Annotated in this window: 20 protein-coding genes; 6 read left to right on the top strand and 14 right to left on the bottom strand. The window is 41.0% G+C overall.

The window, feature by feature from the left end:
• Window positions 1-270: 270 nt before the first annotated feature.
• The 3 genes from cysS to HMPREF9969_RS03110 all read left to right on the top strand — a co-directional run bounded on the left by cysS (window position 271) and on the right by HMPREF9969_RS03110 (window position 4,339).
• Window positions 271-1,758 (top strand): cysteine--tRNA ligase, encoded by a 1,488-nt coding sequence (gene cysS, locus HMPREF9969_RS03120; protein WP_009434355.1) that lies wholly within the window; start codon window positions 271-273, stop codon window positions 1,756-1,758.
• 226 nt (window positions 1,759-1,984) lie between these two features.
• On the top strand, window positions 1,985-2,950 hold the full coding sequence (locus HMPREF9969_RS03115) for a hypothetical protein (RefSeq protein WP_009434336.1): 966 nt from the start codon (window positions 1,985-1,987) through the stop codon (window positions 2,948-2,950).
• Window positions 2,951-3,652: 702 nt separating this feature from the next.
• Window positions 3,653-4,339, top strand: coding sequence for a hypothetical protein (locus tag HMPREF9969_RS03110; protein WP_009434327.1), 687 nt, complete (start codon window positions 3,653-3,655; stop codon window positions 4,337-4,339).
• A gap of 118 nt (window positions 4,340-4,457) precedes the next feature.
• Here HMPREF9969_RS03110 and HMPREF9969_RS03105 read toward each other — a convergent pair whose 3' ends face one another.
• Entirely contained in the window at window positions 4,458-6,125 is a 1,668-nt protein-coding gene (locus tag HMPREF9969_RS03105; RefSeq protein ID WP_009434323.1) for a nucleoside kinase, read from the bottom strand.
• A 116-nt stretch (window positions 6,126-6,241) separates the two neighbouring features.
• On the opposite strand from HMPREF9969_RS03105, the gene HMPREF9969_RS03100 reads away from it, so the two are divergent.
• A complete protein-coding gene (locus tag HMPREF9969_RS03100) occupies window positions 6,242-7,951 on the top strand; it encodes a Na/Pi cotransporter family protein (RefSeq protein ID WP_036894794.1) in 1,710 nt (569 codons plus the stop codon).
• Between the two features lie 683 nt (window positions 7,952-8,634).
• Here the strand turns inward: HMPREF9969_RS03100 and HMPREF9969_RS03095 are convergent.
• The 13 genes from HMPREF9969_RS03095 to pckA all read right to left on the bottom strand — a co-directional run bounded on the left by HMPREF9969_RS03095 (window position 8,635) and on the right by pckA (window position 22,332).
• Entirely contained in the window at window positions 8,635-8,835 is a 201-nt protein-coding gene (locus tag HMPREF9969_RS03095; protein ID WP_009434320.1) for a DUF4250 domain-containing protein, read from the bottom strand.
• Between the two features lie 30 nt (window positions 8,836-8,865).
• Window positions 8,866-9,345, bottom strand: coding sequence for a cytidine deaminase (cdd, locus tag HMPREF9969_RS03090; RefSeq protein ID WP_009434324.1), 480 nt, complete (start codon window positions 9,343-9,345; stop codon window positions 8,866-8,868).
• 81 nt (window positions 9,346-9,426) lie between these two features.
• Window positions 9,427-10,893 carry a hypothetical protein gene (locus tag HMPREF9969_RS03085; protein ID WP_009434356.1) on the bottom strand — a complete coding sequence of 489 codons (1,467 nt, stop codon included), beginning with the start codon at window positions 10,891-10,893 and terminating at the stop codon, window positions 9,427-9,429.
• Between the two features lie 51 nt (window positions 10,894-10,944).
• The gene (gene murI / locus HMPREF9969_RS03080; RefSeq protein WP_009434365.1) at window positions 10,945-11,784 is read right to left on the bottom strand and encodes a glutamate racemase; all 840 of its coding nucleotides are present in this window, start codon (window positions 11,782-11,784) and stop codon (window positions 10,945-10,947) included.
• Window positions 11,785-11,869: 85 nt separating this feature from the next.
• Complete coding sequence (locus HMPREF9969_RS03075; protein WP_009434339.1) at window positions 11,870-12,385, bottom strand: OmpH family outer membrane protein; 516 nt, start codon at window positions 12,383-12,385, stop codon at window positions 11,870-11,872.
• A 150-nt stretch (window positions 12,386-12,535) separates the two neighbouring features.
• The gene (locus HMPREF9969_RS03070) at window positions 12,536-13,039 is read right to left on the bottom strand and encodes an OmpH family outer membrane protein (protein ID WP_004383130.1); all 504 of its coding nucleotides are present in this window, start codon (window positions 13,037-13,039) and stop codon (window positions 12,536-12,538) included.
• An 85-nt stretch (window positions 13,040-13,124) separates the two neighbouring features.
• On the bottom strand, window positions 13,125-13,673 hold the full coding sequence (locus tag HMPREF9969_RS03065; protein ID WP_009434400.1) for an OmpH family outer membrane protein: 549 nt from the start codon (window positions 13,671-13,673) through the stop codon (window positions 13,125-13,127).
• A gap of 120 nt (window positions 13,674-13,793) precedes the next feature.
• Window positions 13,794-16,415, bottom strand: a complete 2,622-nt coding sequence (locus HMPREF9969_RS03060) for an outer membrane protein assembly factor (protein ID WP_009434412.1) — start codon at window positions 16,413-16,415, stop codon at window positions 13,794-13,796.
• Between the two features lie 14 nt (window positions 16,416-16,429).
• Window positions 16,430-17,182 carry an isoprenyl transferase gene (locus HMPREF9969_RS03055; protein WP_009434370.1) on the bottom strand — a complete coding sequence of 251 codons (753 nt, stop codon included), beginning with the start codon at window positions 17,180-17,182 and terminating at the stop codon, window positions 16,430-16,432.
• A gap of 50 nt (window positions 17,183-17,232) precedes the next feature.
• Entirely contained in the window at window positions 17,233-17,925 is a 693-nt protein-coding gene (locus tag HMPREF9969_RS03050) for a DUF6089 family protein (protein ID WP_009434378.1), read from the bottom strand.
• Window positions 17,926-17,943: 18 nt separating this feature from the next.
• Window positions 17,944-19,326, bottom strand: coding sequence for a DUF6242 domain-containing protein (locus tag HMPREF9969_RS03045; protein ID WP_009434402.1), 1,383 nt, complete (start codon window positions 19,324-19,326; stop codon window positions 17,944-17,946).
• Between the two features lie 684 nt (window positions 19,327-20,010).
• Entirely contained in the window at window positions 20,011-20,466 is a 456-nt protein-coding gene (locus HMPREF9969_RS03035) for a BACON domain-containing protein (protein WP_009434380.1), read from the bottom strand.
• Between the two features lie 252 nt (window positions 20,467-20,718).
• The gene (gene pckA, locus HMPREF9969_RS03030) at window positions 20,719-22,332 is read right to left on the bottom strand and encodes a phosphoenolpyruvate carboxykinase (ATP) (RefSeq protein ID WP_009434377.1); all 1,614 of its coding nucleotides are present in this window, start codon (window positions 22,330-22,332) and stop codon (window positions 20,719-20,721) included.
• A gap of 278 nt (window positions 22,333-22,610) precedes the next feature.
• Between pckA and upp the strand changes: the two genes are divergently transcribed.
• Window positions 22,611-23,270 carry a uracil phosphoribosyltransferase gene (gene upp, locus HMPREF9969_RS03025; protein WP_009434409.1) on the top strand — a complete coding sequence of 220 codons (660 nt, stop codon included), beginning with the start codon at window positions 22,611-22,613 and terminating at the stop codon, window positions 23,268-23,270.
• Between the two features lie 144 nt (window positions 23,271-23,414).
• The gene (locus tag HMPREF9969_RS03020; protein ID WP_009434386.1) at window positions 23,415-24,719 is read left to right on the top strand and encodes a S41 family peptidase; all 1,305 of its coding nucleotides are present in this window, start codon (window positions 23,415-23,417) and stop codon (window positions 24,717-24,719) included.
• Window positions 24,720-24,770: the final 51 nt, after the last annotated feature.

The following is a 24,770-nucleotide window of genomic DNA, read 5'->3' as shown; positions in this document are numbered from 1 at the left end:
TTTCATCATGATGAGAATAACATAAGACATACGTCTAACGAATCAAAGACGCACATCTAAGGAATAGAATACATACATCTAAGGAATCGGGAACATAAGTCGGACAAAGCAGAGACTGGCACATAATCAAACGAAGACGCACGACCTGCGTATCCACTTCCATATCTTTCACCAATGCGAAACAAAGATTATAAAAAGTGTAGACAGACGTGTTACGGGTGATAATAATTTTGTAATTTTGCATCACATTAAGTAATAAATAACCAGATTATGCAAGACTTAGTAATTTACAATACACTGCATCGTAAGAAGGAGTTGTTCCAACCTATCGCTGCACCTAACGTGGGTATGTATGTCTGTGGTCCTACTGTTTACGGCGATCCACACCTTGGGCATGCGCGTCCTGCCATCACTTTCGACCTCTTATTCCGCTATCTGAAGCATATCGGGTATAAGGTTCGTTATGTTCGTAACATCACTGACGTGGGGCACTTGGAGCATGATGCCGATGAGGGGGATGATAAGATTGAGAAGAAGGCACGGCTTGAGCAACTCGAACCGATGGAGATTGCACAATATTACACCAATCGTTATCACGATGCTATGCGTGCATTGAATGTTCTGCCGCCAAGTATTGAGCCGCATGCAACGGGTCATATCATTGAACAGGAGGAGCTGGTGAAGCAGATTATGGACAATGGTTATGCTTACGAAAGCAATGGTAGTATTTATTTCGACGTGGCTAAGTATGACAAGGACCATCATTATGGCGTATTGTCAGGGCGCAATCTCACCGATATGATTAATAACTCTCGTGCGCTTGCAGGCGTTGGTGAGAAGCATAATCAGGTTGACTTTGCATTGTGGAAACGTGCTATGCCCGAACATATCATGCGTTGGCCATCGCCTTGGAGTAATGGTTTCCCGGGTTGGCATTGTGAGTGTACAGCTATGGGGCGCAAGTATTTGGGCGATCACTTTGATATTCATGGTGGCGGTATGGACTTGATATTCCCGCATCATGAGTGTGAGATTGCACAAGCTGTAGCTTCACAGGGTGATGAAATGGTGAAGTATTGGATGCACAACAACATGATTACGATCAATGGACAGAAGATGGGTAAGTCGTTGGGCAACTTTATTACGCTCGAGCAGTTCTTTACTGGCAAGCATGACACGCTCACGCAGGCTTACTCACCAATGACAATTCGTTTCTTCATCCTATCTGCTCACTATCGTGGGACTGTCGACTTCTCTAACGAGGCATTGCAAGCTGCAGAGAAGGGATACGAACGTTTGATGAATGGTATTGAGGATTCGGCACGCATTCAGCCATCGGATGCATCGGACGATAATACAAAGAAGTTTGTTGCTAACTTCCGTCAGAAGTGTTACGATGCGATGAATGACGACTTAATGACGCCTGCGGTCATCTCTAATCTGTTTGAGGCTTGCCACTTGGTAAACGTTCTTATCGATCACAAGGCACAGATTTCTGCCGATGATCTAAGGGAACTCACGGAAGCTATGCAACTCTTTGCTTTCGACATCTTGGGACTCAAGAACGAGCGCAGTGCTAATAACGATGCACGCGAAGAGGCATACGGAAAGGTTGTAGACATGGTACTCGATCTTCGTGCAAAGGCTAAGGCTGAGAAGAATTGGGCGGTCAGCGATCAGATTCGTGACGCTTTGGCTGATGCAGGTTTCCAAGTGAAAGACACTAAAGATGGTGTTACCTGGAAACTTGACAGATGAATTGAAAACTTCAGACTATTTCATTGATGAGCGTAAATGCCGTTTGTCAGTGGAGTAAGCGGTAAATAAAAGGATAATGAGTGAGCCCTAAACAGTGTGTCGCTCGTATTCATTCCTATAAGGATAGATATTCTTAGTATGTGTTAGCGGTAATGTGCAGTGTATTAGGAATATCTATCCTTATTTTTTATTCAATTATTAGGGTGATAATAACCGCCTAAGCAATATGAAACGAACAAAGACTCTTCTCCTTTCTTGCTTGATAACCATGCTGGTAGGGCTTGGCTTATTCTTTTGGTTGCTTCCTTCTAAGCAGACCGCTAAGCCAGTAACGATTGAAGAAGACTCGGATTCAGTTGTTTTCGTACAGCCGAAAGCTGTTGTAAATGACACGACAAAAGACATAAATGTCATCAGAGATTATTATCGTCTCTATCTTAAAAGAGCAAATGGTCAGGATATTTCTATCCATGATGAGCGTAGGTTTCTCACGCAGACATTGATAGATAAGCTGTGTTATTGCGGTGGAACTAACTATTTACCTTTGTTCCCACTTGAAGACAATAGGGACCCAAGATGGTCGTTGGATAATTTAAAAATACGCTCTGAGGGTGGAAACTGGTATAGCATACAGTTATATGATCACAAACTAAAGAGCAATTGCAATCTTGCTTTGCGAATGGTAACTGACAAAGATGGGCAGAGAAGGATTGGTTATGCCTATCAATATGGTCAAGCTTCGGAGTTTTCGGATGCAGATATTTATAAGAAACTTGTGAAGATGGATGAACATCCAAAAGATGAAATCGCTTTTCTAAAGGCTTTTATCCGTTCTTATCTCTCGCTGAACCTAACGATAGACCTCGATGCACCTGCTTATAGAAAGTATCTTTGTGATAAGTTTGTGAAAGCCGGAGAAGGAGTCTATAAGAACAAGTATTCTGGTAATTATCAAATAGACTGGTTGGATAGTCCCGGTATTGATTATCTTTCAGATATTCCTTCCTTTTCCATTGTTCCCGATAAGGAAGGGGAAGGATACTTTGTCATACCAGAAGGTGTGGCTACTTACGAAGGATATTATGTGAATGTTGGAAAACGAAACGGGCATTATTATATTATGCAATACGGTACAACAGACCCAGATATAGAACCATCGGACGATATTGAACCGGTAACTATTGAAGGATAGTGACAGAGTAGGTCTGAGTAAGATAGGAGACGGAGCCTTTTAATGTGTTGTAAATGCCATTTTTACAAACGTAACAGTATGTGTTAGAAGTATAATAAATCTGTTTTCCGAATTATTTTCATGAAGAAAAATATTTCTTTTCATGAAAATAAATTCTTCTTCTCGTGAAAATATTTTCTTTTTTGTATGAAAGTAAATCAGTAAAGATTAGTTTCTAAGTTTTAGAGTTTGGTTTTTACCTTTTTATTCCTTTGCTTTTTGCATTTTAAAACTGAGTAAAGTTACCTTGTTTTGCAGTTTATTATATTCGTTATAATGAACATAATGTCTCCTTTTTTGTCATCTTTAGAGGTACTGTTGTTATACCGCACGTGTCGTGTTGATGGTTAGCACGAATGGTGCGGATGGCTAAACACCTCGCAATAGGCTATTAATGTGGAATTAATTTAATGTCAGAAAAGAGTTGTATTACGTAAAAGTAACTAACATTATTTGGTTAGAGGAGGTTTGTTTTATCAAAGGTAATACCATAGAGGTAACTACAAAGATGCAGCAATAGAGCTATTTTTTTCACTTTTATTGGATAGCAATATTATAAAAAAAGATTTGCAAAATTTTAGAAGTTTCTTTCTCTGTTTCACATTTGTTGTATATCTTTGTATTGTTAACGAAAGAACTCTAACTAAAACAATAAAATGAGTTATGAAAAAGATTAATGTAATCATGTTGATGATGCTAATGTTGTTGATTGGCATCGTCTCAGTAAGTGCTAAGAAAAAGGAATTCAAACCTTTACCATGCGTCCTTACGCTCAAAGATGGTAGCAAAGTGTCAGGTTATTTGGTTGATGTAAAGAATGCAAAGGTTATGGCAAGTGTGTATGGGCAGGTCGTTATTAATATGCAGACATTGTTTATCTCACCTACACCAACGGGTAAGGGAACAAAGTATGTAGCTGATGATGCAAAAGAAATGGAGTTAACAGTAGATGGGAAGCAGCGTAAATACTTGTCTTTATATGCATGCAAGATATTAACGTTACCTAAAAATTTGAAGCCAACAAATCATCGGTACTTTTGGGAACTGGTTTATGAGGGAAAAGAAGTACTTGGTTTTTTATCTCCAACAGTATGGTATAGTAGTTCATGGACAACATTTTATACTGAAGAGTCATTGGCTTATACTTATTGTCTTAAAGGTGATGAAGTTGTTGTGACTTATTATGTTCCTGAAACAGGAATACGTCTGGCTGCTAAGAAAACAGTCCGTGCTTGTTTTGATCGTTTCCCAAAGATGGATGAGTACTTGCAGAGTGATGGATTCTCACTGAAAGATATGAAGAGACACCCTCTTGATTTGCTGAAAGTGTTGGAACGTAAAATAAAGTAATAGCTTTGTCTCTTTGTGTGCTAAGGTCAATGAACAATGAGAAACTGATGATAGCTAATAAAATAAAAGGTGCGCTTTTGAGAGTCAAAGGCGCACCTTTTATATGTTAGGAGCGTATCTAATACTTAAACGAACTACCTCCTAAGAACTCTCTGAGTAATGAGGTTGGAGGGAGCGCACGGAAAGGCAGTGGAGAGAAGTACTTGAGGAACTTGCGTAAACGATAAGCCTCGGCATATTCTTCACAATTCTCTGGTACTTGCTCGAGCACCTCCTCCGCTTGTGGCTTTATGACTGCAAGTTCGAAGAGCATAGCTGTATTAAACATCACATCGGCTTGCTCCTGATAAGGGAATATCCATTTGTTCTCACCAGCACGCACACTAGGCCATCGGCGGATTGTTTCTTGCGCTGAACAACCACGATACTTATAATCACGAACAATGCGTCGGAGCAATCGATTGTCAGTTGTTGGGATATAGTTGTGATTATCCAATAGGATGGTGGTAAGCGCAGAAGCATAGATCTTAAACTTCTTGTCGTCGGGAATCTGAGCCGTGAGTGTTGGGTTAAGGGCATGGATTCCTTCTACAACCAACACATTATTCTCCTCCAAATGCAACTTATTCCCACTCTTCTCACTACTTCCTGTTTGGAAATTATACTTGGGTAATTCCACCTCCTGACCATTGAATAAAGCATTAAACTGCTCATTGATGAGTGGAATATTCAGTGCATAGATGCTTTCGTAATCATATTCTCCTTGCTCATCCTTCGGTGTTTCTTCCCGATTAACGAAGTAGTCATCCAACGAAATCTGTACGGGCTTCACACCACTAGCAAGTAGTTGCACAGAAAGACGTTTGCAGAATGTGGTCTTACCACTCGATGATGGTCCAGCAATCAGTACCACCTTAATATCTTTCTTTGCTGCAATCTTATCCGCAATCTGTGATATCTTCTTCTCTTGTAAGGCTTCGCTGACATTAATTAGATTGGTGGCTTCACCATTGCCGACCGCCTCATTAAAGTCACCGACCGTCTTTATACCTAACAGACTCTGCCAACGATGATGCTCTTTAAACACTTCAAACATCTTATCCTGCCGTATCAAAGCACCTAATTGGGATGGATCTTGCACGGAAGGGATGCGCAGTAACACACCATCAAAATAAGGTTCGAGTCCGAAGAGATATAGTTGTGACGTGTTCGTGAGCATTGAACCATAGTAATAATCCTTATAGTCATCCAGGACGTAATAGACAGTATAAAGCGTTCCACTACTCTTGAGCAACTTTGCCTTTTGTTCGTCACCGAGTTTAGAGAACATATCAATAGCCTCTTCTGTTGTTGTTTCAAAACGTTGGATAGGTAGATGAGCATTGACAATCTCCTGCATTCGTGTGCGAATACGGTTTACATCCTCTGCAGTGATAGCATGACCGAGTTTCAAATTACAATAGTAACCATTTGAAACAGGAATATCAATGATTACCTCACTGCTGGGATAAAGATCGTGGACAGCCTTACAAAGCACAAGGAAAAGCGACCGAGTGTAAGTGCGAATACCCGATTGTGTATGCAAATCAAGGTACTCCACATCCTTATTATGATAGAGCCTGTAATGCAACCCTTCAACTTTATTATTCACTTTAGCACTTACAGGGCCATAAGGCATTTGAAGATTTATTTCCTTGAAAACATCAGAAAGTGTACTTCCCATTGGGACTTTCAGACTTTTTTTATTATTTTTGCAGCGGATATGCAGTAATTGTGTCATAAGCATTTACGTGTTAAATGTAAGTCGGTGGACTAAATCGTTCGTCTATAAAATACGAATGGTAAAGGTAAAGATTGTTCTGCATATACACAAGAGTTAGTCGTCACAAATTAAGTTATTATATGTCGATTTGGATTTTTTTTAAGCTCATTGGAGCCTTAGCGTTACTAATGTTTGGTATGAAGGCAATGAGTGAAAGCCTGCAAAAGATGGCAGGACCTCAATTGCGTCATGTCCTTGGTGCAATGACAACTAATCGCTTCACTGGTATTTTAACAGGTACATTTATTACCGCAGCCGTCCAATCATCAACGGCAACAACAGTCATGACGGTTAGTTTCGTGAATGCAGGATTACTCACCCTTGTGCAGGCTATCTCCGTCATCATGGGTGCTAACATCGGAACAACCCTAACGGCATGGATCATGTCAGCAGGCTTCTCGTTTAACATTACCGACTTCGTTTGGCCTGCTTTCTTCATAGGCATTGTACTGATTTACTCTAAGAAGCGCAAGCTAATTGGCGATTTTCTCTTTGGTATCTCGTTTATGTTTCTAGGTTTAGGAACACTGCGTCAGACGGGTATAGACATGGATTTGGCACACAACCAAGCGGTACTTGACTTCTTTAGTCAGTTCGACCCACAGAGCTTCTTCACCACGATTGTGTTCTTACTCATCGGTAGTGTGCTGACGATGTGTGTGCAAAGTTCCGCTGCAATCATGGCTATTACGATGATTCTCTGTTCGACTGGTGTACTTCCAATCTACCAAGGAATAGCACTCGTAATGGGCGAGAATATCGGAACAACAGTTACCTCTAACCTTGCCGCATTGACGGCAAACACGCAGGCACGAAGGGCTGCCATGGCACACATGGTGTTTAATATCTTTGGTGTCATTTGGGTATTGTGTATCTTCCACCCATTCATTAATATGATTTGTAGCTGGGTTGGTTATGACGTTACCATGCCTAAGGGGGCAGCTGGATTTGCAGCTAATGCCGCTAAACTTAGCTTTGTGTTAGCCGCCTTCCACACCACATTCAACGTTGCCAACACGCTTATCCTCGTTGGACCAATCAAATACTTAGAGAAGTTAGTATGCATGATCATCAAGCCTAAGGCTAATAAGGACGAGGACGAATTCCGCTTGCATTTCATTCAAGCAGGCATCATGAAGACGCCAGAGCTATCTGTCTTGGAAGCATCTAAGGAGATTAAGTCGTTTGCAGAACGTATCCAAAGAATGTTCGGAATGGTACGTGAGCTGCTTGGAGAGCGTGACACAGAGAAGTTCAATAAGCTTTATACACGCATAGAGAAGTATGAAGGAATCTCAGATAACATGGAGATTGAGATTGCCAAATACCTTGATCAGGTGTCAAATGCCCATTTGAGCGATGAGACAAAGGATAAGGTACGCTCTATGTTGCGTGAGATTTCAGAACTAGAGAGTATTGGTGACGCTTGTTACAACATCGCTCGTACCGTGGGAAGACGCATACGCGGCAAGGAAGACTTTACAGAGGAGCAGTATGATCATATACATCAGATGTTCGAGTTAACGGACGATGCTCTCACGCAGATGAATCGTATCTTGGTGGGACATAGACAAGACAACGATGTGAATCGTTCGTTCAACATAGAGAACGAGATTAATAATTACCGCAATCAACTGCGCTCACAGAACATCAATGACGTCAATGAACATAAATACACTTACGCTATTGGTACGATGTATATAGACATCATTCAGGAGTGTGAAAAGCTCGGTGACTACGTTGTCAATGTGGTAGAAGCACGCATGGGTGTGCGCCAGCAAGAAGCATAAAGGGCATATACTGCCAACAACAAGAGAGTGTATCAAGTAAGGTTAAGGGTATAGAAACAAACGTTCTCGTCCGTCAGTACGATTGCAAATACTAGACAGGTGAGATTATCTATACCAAAGAGTTTAACCTTTGATACACTCTCTTATTTTATACCAAGCCTATTACGAATACCGAGAAACACGTCTGCTTCCCCCTTAAAGAAACCTAACTAATGCCTTAAACAAACTACTTATAACAGCGTTTTCATGGCTTGAGACTGTGCGTTTCATGTACTGAAACCCTGCGTTCCATATACTGAAACCCTGCGTTCCATGTATTGAAACGCTGTGTATCATAGGCTTGAAACGATGTGTATCATAGGGCTGATACGATGTGTATCATAGGTCTGAAACACTGAGTATCAAAGCCTGAAACGCTGTGTCTCAAGGCTTGAAACGCTACGTCTCATACGCTGAGACAACATTACATCGGCTGAAAGTCGTCCGTATTTAATATGATAACCCCTACATACATTAAGGTTTTGTAAACAGGAACACATCATGTTTCTTCTGGCTAGCAACACGTTTCTAGCTAACAGAAGAGGGCATACACCTTATTATTAGACTAGGTTTAAAAGACAAGCCCCACCTTTCGGCGGGGCTTGCTGATACTTCATTTGAATGAAAAGTAGTGTTATTCACGCTTACTTATCAAAGCCAATGGGGCGGAACTGATGCTGCTCTTCACTATATACATAGCCTGCCTTGAGCAGAGAAGCCTTGAGTTTGTCAACGTCCTCATTGAAGTTATTGCAAAGAGACTCTAGTGAATCGAACTCTTCATCACGCAGTAGCATGTTTGCACTGCTTACCAGTATTGCTGGATCTTTTGGTAGATAATCCATGATTTAATAATATTTTAAATGAATAGAGACCTACTTCATTGACTCTCCAACGAACTGGAGAGGGAGCAAGTCCTTGACTGTATCAATAACATAAACGCCTGATGTACCATAAAGAAGGATACGAATGGGCTGGTTATAACGACTTTCTATCTCTAAGATTACCTGTCGGCAAGCACCACAAGGTACGATTGGGTCACGCATCAAACCATACTCATTAGCCGCAGCTATCGCTAAGAGGGTGATAGGTTGGTCTGGATAAGTGGACTGGGCAGCAAAGATTGCAGAGCGTTCAGCGCATAATCCAGAAGGAAAAGCTGCATTCTCTTGGTTCGCTCCCATCACTTCTACGCCATTCGCAAGCAATAATGCTGCACCAACACGGAACTTGCTATAAGGCGAATAGCTGTTACCCGTAGCCGAGATTGCTGTTTGGATGAGATGTTGCTCTTCTTCTGACAGCTCATCGGGTTGGCAGAATCCTATCTTAATACTTAAATCTATTGTCTTCATTGTTGATATTTATTATTGGTTATTGGGCTTATTAGCCTTATTAGGCAAATAGGGCTAATTAGGCTAATCAGGCTAATTAGATTAATGAACTATCAGCTCATAACAGCCAATATCTGGTTTATTGTCACGCTGCTTACCATCATGATCGGTTGCGAAACGTGTATCTGTTAATACTCGCCCTGCATCAATAGCAGGTGAGAGAACATTATTCTCTGGCTTTTTAAGATGCAAGTCGTAGTCTTGCTTATCGGCATTGACCTTGACAAATTGCTTATCTCCACCCCCTGGATAGTCCTTTGTGTTCTCCCAAATAACGTCTGTAAAACGTGCGAGCAAAGCGGTATCTTTTGGCTTTGGCGTGCGTAACAGACAATGATCGAACTGATAATTAGCGGCTACTCCATCCTTGTTATAAACCATGAGGACGTCTTCTGAATAGCCAGTCACCAACGAATTAACCATGTTGAAAGCCTGTAAAGGATAGTCTTTATCGCCTTCATGATTGCCAAGACTTAATGCTGCACCGCGGTTACTATCGAAAGGATAGAACTGAGCAAAGGTGCAATGAGTCAGCGTAATGTGCCCACCAAGGAAGGAGGCGCAGTCCATCAACGTGTTAGAGAATTGTGTATTATAGGCTTCCACCTTACTATTTACAGCCTTCAAACCATATCCTTGACAATTATGTATGGTTGAGTTAGCCAGTGTAAGTTTGTTTTGTGAGGTGTTGGCAGCGTCACACACGATACCATTATAGGCTGAATGGAGGTCGGTATGACTAATTACATTATCGTAACTATCGGCATGGAAGTGTATTCCTTGCCATTGTCCGCTCACATGGTCATAGGGAAGATACGGGAAGAGGCGGTCTAATCGGTCACCACGTAACACCACGGGATGATCCGCCGTACCCTCACATCGCAACGAGCCATACACTTCCAGCGATGCTTTCTGCGAGAAGTAAAGTGTCGTCCCAGCTGGTATTGTAAGCGTTGCACCCGCTTCCACCTTCAGAGTATCTTGTAAGACAATGGGCTTAGAGCCTGTTAATGTCATATTACTGGTGACCTTCAAACCCTTTAGAAGTTGCGCATCCCAGCTGTAAGCACTAAGGACTACACGTTGCTGAACGCCACTCTCAAGTGTAAATATAAGATCATCTGTTATCTTCTGTGGGCTTGTACCATTATTCAGAGGCGATGTCATTTCCACAAAGACACGAATACTATCCTTGTTTCTCACCTCTAAGTCTTTCACTTGATAGCCATTAGCTGCATTCAACTCGTCTCCACTGACATTCACACGGAACCCTGTTTGATTGCCTTGTGCTAGTCGAACGCTAGTTACTCGCAGCCCATCTCCCGAGCGATTATACACCCAAAAAGTCTTTGTGGATGTAGGGACATTAGAGAAAGTGGTATCTAACTTCAATGTATCCGATGAGAAAGACAACAAGTTCGAACGTGATGTTGTAAACGTATCATCGTCCGAACAGGCTGTTATCAGGGCTACTATCGCCAAGAGGCATAGTATGGTTAATTTCTTCATTATCTATCTTTTTGGTTCTTATCTAACGATACTCCCCTTGCTTTTATTGCTTTACTCCAAATCCACATGCTCCACATTGACTTCCTCATGGATGAAGATTTGGGCGTTCTCTTTGAACTTCTCTGGGTTCTCTGTCGTTAGATACCTCACAGTTCCATGTTTCGTGCATCGCTGCTCCATATCTGGATGGCGTCGCAAATAGTCTTGTAAGCTCTTAGCAACATACTCGCCTTGTGCAACAATTTGCACATTCTCTGGAACATGCTTCCGTATTTTAGGCATGAGGATGGGATAATGCGTACAGCCAAGGATGAGCGTGTCAATTTGTGGATCACGTTCTAAGATAAGGTCTATACGCTTCTTCACGAAGTAATCAGCACCTGGGGTATCTGCTTCATTGTTCTCAATGATAGGCACCCAAAGCGGACAAGGAATACCCGTCACCGTCACGTCGTTCCATAGCTTTTGTATTTCAAGCTTATAGCTATGACTCTTTATTGTCCCTTCTGTCGCCAATACGCCAACATGACGTGAGTGGGTAAGTTTGCCAATCACCTCTGCTGTAGGGCGAATCACACCTAACACGCGGCGCTGGGGATCGAGTTTGGGTAAGTCATTCTGCTGTATGCTGCGTAGTGCCTTGGCTGATGCTGTGTTACAACCAAGTATCACTAACTGACAACCAGACTCAAAGAGTTTCATTACAGCCTGCCGTGTAAATTGGTAAACAACATCAAACGAACGTGAACCATAAGGTGCACGGGCATTATCTCCAAGGTAGATATAATCGTAATCAGGCAATAACTGGCGGATACCATGTAGAATGGTTAACCCGCCATAACCAGAGTCAAACACGCCAATAGGGCCTGGCTGTTGCGAATATTGTGACATTATCCTCTTTATCAAATCGTTATTAAATAGGGCTTTAAGGCTCTATCGTTTTGCTTATTAATGGTTTCAGACACTTGAATACAATCTACTTAAGCGCAGAGATAAGTGCATCTGTGATGTCTTCTCCTATGGCTGTATTCACAAACGGAAGGTTGTTATTGTCTGAGTTAAGAATGAAGGCGTACCCACTCTCCTTACCCATCTCACGAACAGTATTGTCTAGTTTCTTACGAACAGGCGCATAGAGATCTGCTTCAGCCTTCTTTAAGAGACGATCTGTCTCCTTACGAAAGGCGATGTTGCGGTCCATCAACTCCTCTAACTCTGCTTGCCGCTTACGGAGAATAGAGGGTTCTAACTTGTGCTGAACATCAAGGAAATCCTCATAACGATTGTTGAAGTCATCAGCCGAACGCTTTGTTTCTGCATCATATTTCGCCTTTAAGTCATTCAAACTACGTGTTGCTGTGGCATAGTCTGCCATTGCGTGCAATACCTTCTCATAACTAAAGTAACCGAACTTTAGGCTTGGAGTAGTTTGTTGTGCGACTGCTAAGAGTGGTAACAACATCAAAGCAAAGGAAAAGAATAGCTTTTTCATCCTACTAATTATTATCTCTTCTATATGTAAATACAAATAATGAGGTCAACGCAAGAATACTTATTCGTGCGGTGACCTCACCCTTATCTCCTCTTGAGAGTCGACTCTCTAGAGGCATATTAACACGGGCAAAGACTCCCGTACATACTTTTACTTCATCTTAGCCAATTGAGCCTTAACCTCAGCTGTTACATCCTTGCTGAGTGCCTCATTGATATACAATGGCTGACCATTAGCTTTCTCCATGATGTAAACATAGTTTCCTGCCTTTGCAACAGCTGCAATCGCATTGCGAACTTTCTCAAGTACAGGACCGAGTTGCTTCTGCTGTTCCTCATTGAAAGCCTTTTGGTTGTCTTGAGCGGTCTGCTGAATCTTTGTATACATATCCTGCAGATTCTTCTCTGTTTCTGCCTGCTTTGTTGCATTCATTGTGCTCTTTGCTTTGTCATAAGCCTCAGCCTGACGCTGCAACTCTGCTTGCATGTCTTCCAACTGCTTCTGGTATTCCTTACCTTTAGCCTCTAACTTGCTCTGAACTGCTGTTGCCTCTGGAAGAGACTGGAGTAGAGCTTGTGAATCAAGGTGACCAAACTTCTGTGCAAACAAGGTCATTGGTGCACAGAGCATCAACATCAAAAATAACTTTTTCATTGCTTTTATTGTTTTAATAGTTTATGTTTTTGTTTTCTTATAAACGTTCTTGTGATTCTATGAATATCGGTTGTCTCACCTTATATTATTGGTAAGCATAACCTAACTTCTGTAATACTTCATTGCTGATATCAACCTTAGGTGACCCGTATATAATGCCAGAAGCATTGCTAGAACGGTCGATAACAAGACTATATCCACGCTGATCGGAGATATCCTTGACGGCATTATAAATCTCATCTTGTATAGGAGTTATCAAACTAGTGCGCTTCTTGAAGAGCTCACCCTCTGGTCCGAAGTACTTACGTTTGAGGTCGGATGCTTGCTTCTCTTTCGCCAAGATAGCATCTTGTTGCTTCTTCTTCTGGTCTTGAGAGAGGAATACTACTTCATTCTGATAGTTCTTGTACATGGTTGCAGCTTCTGTATTCAAAGCCTCAACCTCTGCTTGCCACTTCTTACTAACCTGATTCAACTGCTCATTCGCACGTTCGTAAGCTGGCACATTCTTAAGGATATATTCCATATCAATGAGTGCAAACTTCTGTGCAGAGGCTGATAAAGGTAAAAGAGTGAAAAGGTAAAGAGGTAAAACATACCTCAAAACGCTGTTTAATATCTTCTTTTTATTCATCATTCTTCTTATTATTAAAATCAAATCTAACGTTTCTGTTTTATGAAAACAATTTCTCAACGCTCAAAGACCAACATTACAAGGTCAATGGTCAAGGATCAATAGTCAAAGAATCAAACCCTAGAACTCCTGTCCAAGGATGAAGTGGAACTGGCTTCCACCCTTCTTTCCAAAGACTGTATCGAATCCGTATGCCCAGTCGATACCCATCATACCAACCATTGGAAGGAATATACGAACACCTAGACCAGCAGAACGTTTCATATCAAATGGATTGAACTTACTTGTTTCTGACCATGCATTACCAGCCTCAACAAAGCCCAAACCATAGATAGTTGTATTGCCCAAGAGGAACGGATAACGCAACTCTAAAGAGAAACGATCGTATGCGTAACCTTGTACTTCGTATGAAGGTGTGAGTGCTCCATTCTCATAACCACGCAATCCAATAGTCTCTTCTGCATAGCCACTAGAGTATCCACTCATACCATCACCACCCATATAGAAGGTTTCAAATGGGCTCTTCTTATTCCTGTTATAGCTGCCCAATAAACCTAACTCAACACGAGTAACCAAGACAAAACACTTCTGACCACTACTGAGAGCTGTAAAGGTTCGTGCCTTAAACTTCCACTTGTGATACTCTATCCAGTGATACTTTTCCTGTTGCTCCTTAGAGTAATTAGGCGAATTAGGATTCGTTGCCAAGTGAGCATAGTCCTTACCATCCCACTTAGACCATGGCGGAGTAATCGTCAAAGATGCTGAGAACTCTGAACCACGACGTGGGAAGAGTTGGTTATCAGTAGATGTTCTATTCAGTGCTACTGTCAAGTTCAAGTTGTTAGATGTACCTGTTGGCATGAGGAAGTATCGCCAGTTACGCAACATATAACGCTGATATTGCAACTGTAAAGACAATGTGAAGTAATCATCAGGCCAACTCAAACGTTTTCCCCAACCAGCATAAACACTCAACAACTTAATGTACTTGTCTGGATCATAATAGTTTTCATAACTATTGTAATTATAGTTTCCGTAACCGTAACGATAATTGTTATAGTTGTTCAACAGCGACTGGTTGTAGTAATTACTCGATACGTCAGTCTGCTTTGAATAAGAGACACCCACATTGAATTGGATAGGACGCTTACCACCAAGCCAGTTGGTTGAATACTGAACATTGTAAGATTGGTAATAAGTACCATTCGTCTGTGCTCCCAAAGACAATGTCTCACCATCACCGATAGGCATAATACCACGATGTTCACGGTTTCTACGGAGGAGATTAGCCATTGAGAAGTTAGTTAATTTCAAGCCTACTCGCCCGATAACACCCGTCTGTCCCCAACCCAGAGAAAGCTCAACTTGGTCGTTAGACTTCTGTTTCAAATTATAATTGATATCCACTGTTCCATCTTCGTAATTAGGTTCAGGAACAGGGTTGATAGCTTCTGGATCAAAATAACCCATTGATGCTAACTCACGGGCGGAACGCTGAAGAGCTTCTTTAGAGAATAGGTCACCAGGCTTTGTACGCAACTCACGACGAACAACATTCTCATAGAGTCGGTCGTTACCATTAATCTTCACACGATTAATATGTGCCTGCTGTCCTTCCGTGATACGCATCTCAAGGTCTATGGAGTCGCCGACAATGTTCACCTCAGTTGGCTCAAGCCTATAGAAGAGATAACCATTATTCCAATACTCATTACCAACAGCATCCTCATCTTGTGAAAGTCGCTTACTTAGATAAGTCTGGTTATAAACGTCACCTTTCTTCATTCCAAGCAAACGAGATAGATAATCAGTTGAATAAACAGTGTTTCCGACCCAAGAGATATTACGAATATAATACTTCTTACCCTCGTTTACCTTTACATAGATATCCACATGCTTTGGATCAACATTCCACACACTATCTTTCAAGATGGTGGCATCACGGAAACCAAACTCATTGTATTTGGTAATGAGATTCTTCTTATCTTCTGTCCAACGCTCGGGTGTGAACTTCTTTGACTTCAGTAAATTACCAAGCTTTCCTGCTTCATGTGTCTTAGCGAAAGCACCCTTTGAGAAGAAAGAACCCTTGATCTTCTTTATTGGAAGTTGCTCATTCCCTTCAATGATAATATTGCGAACCTTTAGTTTCTCCTTCTTATCTACATCAATATCAAGTATGACCTGATTCTTATTCGCAACATCATCACGCTGGAGAATATTTATCTCGGCATTCTTATATCCCTTATCATCAAAGTACTTCTTAGCAAGTATCTTGGCACGACTAATCATATTAGGAGTAATCTGACCACCTTTCAGTAAGCCCAACTTCTTCTCCATATCATCCCGTTCACTCTTCTTCAAACCATTGTAATTGATGGTTGAGATGCGTGGTCGTGGCAAGAGATTAATTCTCAAGTAAATATTATCACCGACGATAGAATCTGCACTGATGGATACATCAGAGAAGAGTCCATGCTTCCAATAACGTTTCACTGCATCAGTGATAGCCGTTCCTGGTACCTCCAACTCCTGCCCAATGCTGAGCCCAGAAATACCCGTAAGTACATAATCCTCATAACCATCAATACCACTGACTGCCAGTCCTGCAAGCCTATAAGTATGCGGATTACCAGAATAAGTTATATCTGGATTAACGATCTTCTCTTGTCCGCTCACCGTTAGAGTCATTCCAGAAGTGAGAGCAAGAAGCATCAACACCTTATTTATCTTCGTCATCTATATTGCGTAACTTATTTGTTTTCGTTTTCTTCTATCTGTCTCTCTGTCTTTCCAAAACGACGTTGTCTCTTTTGGAAACTATATATAGCACGTTGTAAATCGCATTCTCCAAAGTCTGGCCAATAGGTATCACAGAAGTAAAGCTCTGAGTAGGCTATCTGCCAAAGAAGGTAATTAGAAATACGAAGCTCACCACCTGTCCTTATTAGAAGGTCTGGATCAGGCATAAAGTTGGTTTGCATGTGCTTACTGAGTAACTCTTCTGTTATCATTTCGGGACGTAGCGTTACTTTTTCATTGCCCTGATTTTCAGCAATGATATCCTGCACCGCCTTAGTTATCTCCCATCGTGAACTATAACTAAGAGCAACAACCATTGTCATAGCAGAGTTCTTCGCCGTATGTTCTTCCGTCTCTCTGAGTTTCTGTTGCACCTCTATAGGCAATCGACCAATATCACCTATCACACGGAATCGGACATTATTCTTCATAAAGATTTCATCTTCTAAAGAAGTCAAGACCAGCCCCATCAATGCAGCAATCTCATCAGAAGGCCGACTCCAATTCTCTGTAGAGAAGGTGTAAAGCGTTAGATACTTCACACCCAGACGTACACACTCAGAAGTAATACGGCGAACCGTCTCCACTCCTGCCTGATGTCCATAAGAACGGGGCTTATTACGCTCCGTTGCCCAGCGCCCATTACCATCCATAATGATAGCAATGTGTTCTGGAATCCGTGTCATGTCTAATTCTTCCACCATGATTATATATGAAGAAAATAACCTTTCTTACTATTCCTTATATAGCCATCTTATTCATCTTCATTGTGACATGTTCGGCACTTGGTCATAAAGCTATAGCTGAACGTCAATTGAAGTGTTGAATAGCTATCTGTATTCTTAAAGAGTCCACTACTCTTTATTCCGTAGGGATCTCTTTGCCCATCTAGTTCGTCAGAGAGTGAGAAATGCATCGCCCACTCTAGTCCGATATTCGTTCGCTCACCAACCTTATACTTAACGCCAACGCCAATAGGAAGGTTAGCCGAGAATGCGGAACTACGATTACTATTCTCTATCTTAACATACGTGGCACCCAGTCCTATTGTTACATAAGGTGACAAACGTTGTGCGCCACGATAATCTTTACCCGTTCCGTATGGCAAGAAGTTATATTCATAAGCCACGCCTACATCTACCAAAGAGTTACTGAATAGATAAGGTGTCGTGGCAAATCGAGGATAATAAGTCTTTGCATCAGCTGAAGAACCTTTCATCTTGCCAAAAGATACATTCATCTTCAAACCCATATAAGGATTGAAATTATATCTGACAAGCACCGTCCCCATTGGTTGCAAGTCTTTTGTTAAAGACTCATTGAAGTCGCCAAGATAGCCCATCAAGCCAACACCCGCTCCTAACTCCATCTTATATTCAGGGTCACTCTGTGCCCACAAAGATGTTGTTACTAAAAGGAGAAGAACGCTAATGATGGTCTTTTTCATCTTACACAGCCTTAGAACTTATTCTGCAGCACGCTCTTGATTCAACTTCCAACCCACTCTATTGAGCCTTCCACGCCAAACCTTACTACCGCTAATCATCCAAATGTAAGCATCTGCGTTGACCGTTGCTGTAAATGTATTAGCGGGTTGCACATTCAGTGGATAGCTAAAATCTTTATCGCTATTCCATACAATTCCTGCATCACGAGACAATAACATTGAACCGAATTTGCCACTATTATCCACGCCCATAGCTAGCGCAGCACCATCATAATTAACAACTGTAAGATGGCGATAAGCAGGCAATAGGAACTTAGTAGCTGCATTCTCTACATAATTCCAAGTATCGTCTGCTGTTGGACGATTCTTATAGGAAAGCCTTGTCCAAGTAACTGTCTTATTCCCACTAGCAGCTGTTCCTACTATCAAAACACGACTCATATCATCAGCGCCATTATTGCTCAATAAGACATAATTGATATTGCTTACAGGGAGAAGAGAAATGTTATCATCGAGTGTCTCAACATTCCATGTCGCCCCATTATCTTGCGAACGAACTAAACTTCCAGCTGTTGTCAAAGCGAATAGCTCCGAAGAAGATGCAGCCACCAACTGCTTCAAGTTCGTATTCGTACCCACTTGAGTCCAAGCGTTACCATCAGTAGAACTAAGGATTCGACCACTATCTAAGATAAATAACTTATTCTCTTTGACCAATACGCTCTGATAAGCCTGTGTAGAGAAAGACTGAGACAACAAAGCCCAATGATTACCATCATTCTGCGCCGTCACATACCCCTTCGTCTGTGTTCCATCTGTTCCAAACACAAATATCTTATCCTTATTACTTACAGCCTTCATCGCCGTGAAAGCACCGAAATTACTATTACCCTGCATACTTACCCAAGAGAATACATTGCCCTTCTGCTTATGCATATTCACCGATATCTTATAATCACGATAAGTATCCCGTGCATTAGAGTAGATACGGAACGAGCGGGGAGAAGTGAAATCGATTGAATCATTCGGGGAGAAGTAAGTCTGCTTATCTCCTTGTTGAGAAAGGATTGTAACTGTACCAGAGTTCTTGGTTGTTATTGTAGCCAAAACGTGCGCCACATCAGTTCCATAAGGCAGAGAGTCCACATTGTAAACCAGCCCCTGCGCTTGGTCAATATAGAACCTAAGATTCTTTGCTTCATATTTAGCATAGAAAGTACTATCCTTCCCAGACTTCGTAAGCGTATCACGTTTTACTTTCAGCTGCCCCAGAGTAAACCCTGTTATAGCTGTATCTCTAAAACTTGAGCCATTATCATCATTGTCATCATCTTTCAGACAAGATGTCATCATCAAAGTTGCCAATACAAGGCCTACAAGAGTATATATCTTATTACGCATCAGATACTAATAATTGAATTTAGCTGCAAATTTAATCAGAAATCTTCAGACTAAACATCTTTTACGGGGTTAATTATGTAAAATATGGATTTATACATCAGATTTTTAAGTTTGTTTAGTATTATATAGAAGATTCGTATTTCTATAGTATTAGAATCGTCAATATCGAAAGGGAACGCACCCAGGTACCAAAGCGAGGACGACAGCAACACCCGTACACGATCAGCGGAAACCCCTATAGCCATCTTAAAGAATAAGTAGTAATAACGAAAGATATATGTATTACCATTCTTTTTCCCTGCTTTCCGATTGTTTTTCCATAGGTTCCGCATTGCTTTTGTACGTATCAAGCATTATTATCTAAGTGTGATGATTAATTATCTAAGCGTGATAATACTTTATCTAAGCCTGATAATACTTTATCACACTTAGATAATACACAAACATACGTATTCCGCAAATGCGCAATACGTATAAAAATAAAACAAGATGCGCATAAACTCAACACAGAATGCGTATATGAGCATAACGATATTAGCTTCTGTTAAAGCTAAAAGCTAATATCAAGACGAAGAGAGGAAGCAAAACAAGGTGTAAGTATTAGGTTCTATCAATCCATATTAGCCGTAACGAAAAGAGGATGTGCCTATTTGACACATCCTCTTTGATATAACACAGGAAGTTTTAATTAGGAGTAGCTAACTGCGTTATTTTTACGGAACGTTTACAATTCCCTCCGTCTACAGAAAGTATAGCAGTACGCTCCTTGTGACTACGATTCGTCTTTACATACACTTTCATCTCTTTGCTATTATTCGTCTGTTGCACTACTATCCAGTCAGCCGACCAGTTATTCAGAACGCCTTTGTGATATTTCTCTGAAGGATCCTGGTCTTTGTCACCAACGAAATCAGGCACAACCGTATTCTTTACGCCATCCTGTATAAACGTTATGTTATCTATGCCACGCCAATCACCAGATTTTACATAAAGTATAAACGAGTTTGAAGCATTTGAAACAGTAACATCCTCCTTATCAAAAGCCAAGAATTTATCTATCATAATCTCTTCCTCTTTATCGTGACAAGCGGTAAATAAACATGCTAACAAAGCTATTAATACAAAATAAATCTTCTTCATAAAATTATCTCCTTACGTTAATTAAACATTATACTTTATCCATCAATAGACTTCTTTTAATTCATATCGTGACAAATTTAAATAAAAAAGGTAGATTTACAAAGGAATTATTAGTTATTTTTATTCTTTGATTAAGGATTATCTAACCAAAGCAAATAAACAGTACATATATTAAACGAGAAGCCCTATCCGCAGTAACTGCGGATAGGGCTTATATTTATCGTATTAGTTACAATCCAGTAACTACAAGATTTAGAGCTGTGGACCAGCTGCTACGAGTGCCTTACCAGCCTCGTTGTTCTCATACTTCTTGAAGTTCTTGATGAAACGAGCTGCGAGATCCTTAGCCTTCTCATCCCACTGAGCTGCATCAGCGTAAGTGTCACGTGGATCGAGGATCTCAGTTGCAACACCTTCGAGCTTTGTAGGAACAGTGAAATCGAAGTAAGGAATCTGCTTTGTTGGAGCAGCGTCGATTGAGTGGTTCAAGATAGCGTCGATGATACCACGAGTATCGCGGATAGAGATACGCTTGCCTGTACCATTCCAACCAGTGTTAACTAAGTAAGCCTTAGCACCACTCTGCTGCATCTTCTTAACCAACTCCTCAGCATACTTTGTTGGGTGGAGCTCCAAGAATGCCTGACCGAAGCAAGCAGAGAATGTTGGAGTAGGCTCAGTGATACCACGCTCTGTACCAGCCAACTTAGCTGTGAAACCAGAGAGGAAGTAGTACTTAGTCTGCTCTGGAGTCAAGATAGATACTGGAGGCAATACACCGAATGCATCAGCAGAAAGGAAGATAACCTGCTTAGCAGCTGGACCCTGAGACTCAGGACGCTGGATGTTCTTAATGTGGTAGATTGGGTAAGAAACACGAGTGTTCTCAGTTACGCTCTTATCAGCGAAGTCAATCTTACCATTCTCGTCAACTGTTACGTTCTCGAGGAGAGCGTCACGTGTGATAGCGCCGTAGATATCTGGCTCAGACTCCTTGTCAAGGTTGATAACCTTAGCATAGCAACCACCCTCGTAGTTGAAGATACCCTTGTCATCCCATCCGTGCTCGTCATCACCGATGAGCTTACGCTTTGGATCGGTAGAAAGAGTAGTCTTACCAGTACCAGAAAGACCGAAGAAGATAGCTGTGTTCTCACCGTTCATGTCAGTGTTAGCAGAGCAGTGCATAGAAGCCATACCCTTCAATGGCAAGAAGTAGTTCATCATAGAGAACATACCCTTCTTCATCTCACCGCCATACCATGTGTTAACGATTACCTGCTCCTTAGATGTTACGTTGAACATAACACAAGTCTCTGAATGAAGACCTAGCTCCTTCCAGTTCTCAACCTTAGCCTTAGAAGCATTGTAAACAATGAAGTCTGGCTCCTGATCGAAGTCTGCCTCTGACTTTGGACGAATGAACATGTTTGTTACAAAGTGAGCCTGCCAAGCAACCTCAACGATGAAACGAATCTTCATACGTGTGTCCTTGTGTGTACCGCAGAAACCATCAACTACGAAAAGACGCTTGTTAGAAAGCTCCTTCTTTGCGATATCCTTAACAGCTGTCCAAGCTTCCTTAGAAGCACGATGGTTATCGTTATGGTATTCCTCAGAATCCCACCATACTGTATCGTGAGAGTTCTCATCATCAACGATGAACTTATCCTTAGGAGAACGACCAGTGTAGATACCAGTCATTACATTAATTGCACCAAGCTCAGTCTCGTGACCTTTCTCATAGCCCTCAAGACCTTCCTTTGTTTCCTCATTGAACAATACCTCATAAGAAGGATTGTAAAGTACTTCTGTTGTACCTGTAATTCCGTACTTCTCAAGTACGCTCTTATCAAACTTTGCCATTTCGTTATAAATGTATTTAGTTGAAAATTAATTTTTACCTTACCATGCTGTCTCATTGAAAGACACCGCAAAGGTAATATAATTATTAAGTACGAACAAATAAACGAATAGAAAAAGTATCAAAGTATTCTGCCTTATGGTTAAAGTTACTAAAATTATTATAGGCACGTGTACATTTGCAAATTAGACTTTGCAAACCTACAGATTATTTCTTACTTTTGCCGAAATTTTGTACAGCAAGTTGCAAGTTTGCTTGTTTATAACACCTAAGATAGAAAATGGAAATCATTAATTTTTCAGAACAGAACTCCATCATCAACCAATATCTGGCTGAGATTCGTGACAAAGACTACCAAAAGAATCGCTTACTCTTCCGCAACAATGTGATGCGTATTGGAGAGTTTGAAGCATTTGAAATCTCTAAGACATTAAACTACGAACCAAAGGATGTTGTTACCCCATTAGGTACTGCGCAGGTCAATATCCCAACTGACAAGATTGTTTTGGCTACTATTTTCCGTGCTGGATTGCCTTTCCATAACGGTTTCCTTAACATATTCGACCATGCAGGTAATGCCTTCGTTAGTGCTTATCGCGAATATACGGATGCTGAACATCATGAGGTGGGTATTCACGTTGAATATCTTGCTACACCAGACATCAATGGTAAGACACTTATCATAGCTGACCCTATGCTGGCTACTGGTGGTTCTATGGAGCTGGGCTATAAGGCTATCCTTTCAAAGGGAACTCCTCGTCATGTGCATGTTGCTTGTCTTTTGGCTACACCAGAAGGTATCGCACATATCCGCAAAACCTTCCCTGAAGACTCTACCACCATCTGGTGTGCAGCGATTGACGAAGGACTGAACGAACATAAGTACATTGTTCCTGGCTTCGGTGATGCTGGTGACTTGTGCTATGGTGAGAAGTTATAAAGATACTCTATAAATCTTCAAATCGGTTCATTAGAGAAATATAGAAGCTGATTTCATAAATCCTTTCGTCTAACATATGAAGCACTTACAACTCATATTTTAGCCTCAAAAGGAAGTCTATGACCAATCAAAGCTTTCTCTCTTATGAACCGATTTGGCATTATATTACTTTTACATAAGTGCATTATGAAGAAGTCTGTTGTGTTGATGATTGCTGCCTTGGGACTAATGGTATCTATATTTGCAGTGTTTGCTCTGAATAGATGGTATCCAACGCATGGGCATGCAGACTGGGATGAGGTTCAACAATACACTGCAGACAAGATTCCTATCGACCACAAAGACTTCCGAAGTGATTTCGGAGAGATATTCGAACAGGTCAAAGAGAAGTACCCATATACTACAAAGAAACGCATCAAGCTTGATTCGATTCACACCACATGCCTTCAACGAATTGACACCATGCAATCGAAAGTGGCTTATTCATTACTTATAATGGAATTCTTTGCCAACTTGAAATGCACTCATGCAAATAATGAAAGCATACTATACCCTTGGTTCATACAAGGGGATAATATCACAGTCATTGAGAATCGTGTGTTTATTAATCACCCTTCAGTCTTTGCTATAAAGGCAGGATTGCAAGATAAAGACGAGATTGTAACTATTGATGGTGTACCTACAAATAAATGGGTGATGCACAATTGCAAATATGTCTCAGCTTCAACAGATGCCACTCGCTATCTACTATCAGCTTTGACCATACTCTGTAGTTATACAAGTCCTATAAAGACACTTGGAATTATTCGCCATGGAAGACCCATAACCATCACCATTCATCTACAATCGAAATCTGTTCCCACAAAGGAAGAGGAACAAAATGTAACTTGGAGAAAGGTTTCTTCAAGGGTTGGATATATAAATGTGAAAAGCATGCAAGATAATGCTGATACTGACTTCAGCAAAGCTTTGAAGCATCTAAGCAAACTTCCATACTTGATAGTTGATGTGCGTCAGAATGGGGGAGGCAACAGTTGGATAGGAGATAATATTGCGCAGAATTTAATAAAAGGTAAACGACGTAATTGGAATGGGTCTACAATATCTCCTTCCACTAACAGCTATAAGGGAAAAGTAATCATCTTGATGGGTAATTACTCCTGTTCTTCCGCTGAGACTTTTCTCATTACAATGAAAGAAAGTGGTGATGCCGTGTTGGTTGGTACATCTTCAGCTGGTGATACAGGTGGTGTTATTTGTCTTTTTAAGACTTCACATGGAATATTCTATCGACTTCCTGTAGGACATTCGTTTGGAACTTCTCCCAAAGGATTCCCATTAGAAGGGAAAGGAATAAGCCCGAACTATTTAGTACCAATGAAGGTTAACGACTTCTTATCAGGGAAAGATACTCAACTTGATTATGCCCTTCAATTATTTAAAGAATAGCTGTCAGCACCTGAAAGTTTATGTGTTTACTTGTTTTCGACCTTATTATCG

Origin of the sequence: Prevotella sp. oral taxon 306 str. F0472 (assembly GCF_000257925.1) — a bacterium.
Lineage (GTDB): Bacteria > Bacteroidota > Bacteroidia > Bacteroidales > Bacteroidaceae > Prevotella > Prevotella vespertina.
The sequence above is the reverse complement of the archived record's forward strand: the minus strand, read 5'-3'. Positions and strand labels throughout refer to the sequence as shown.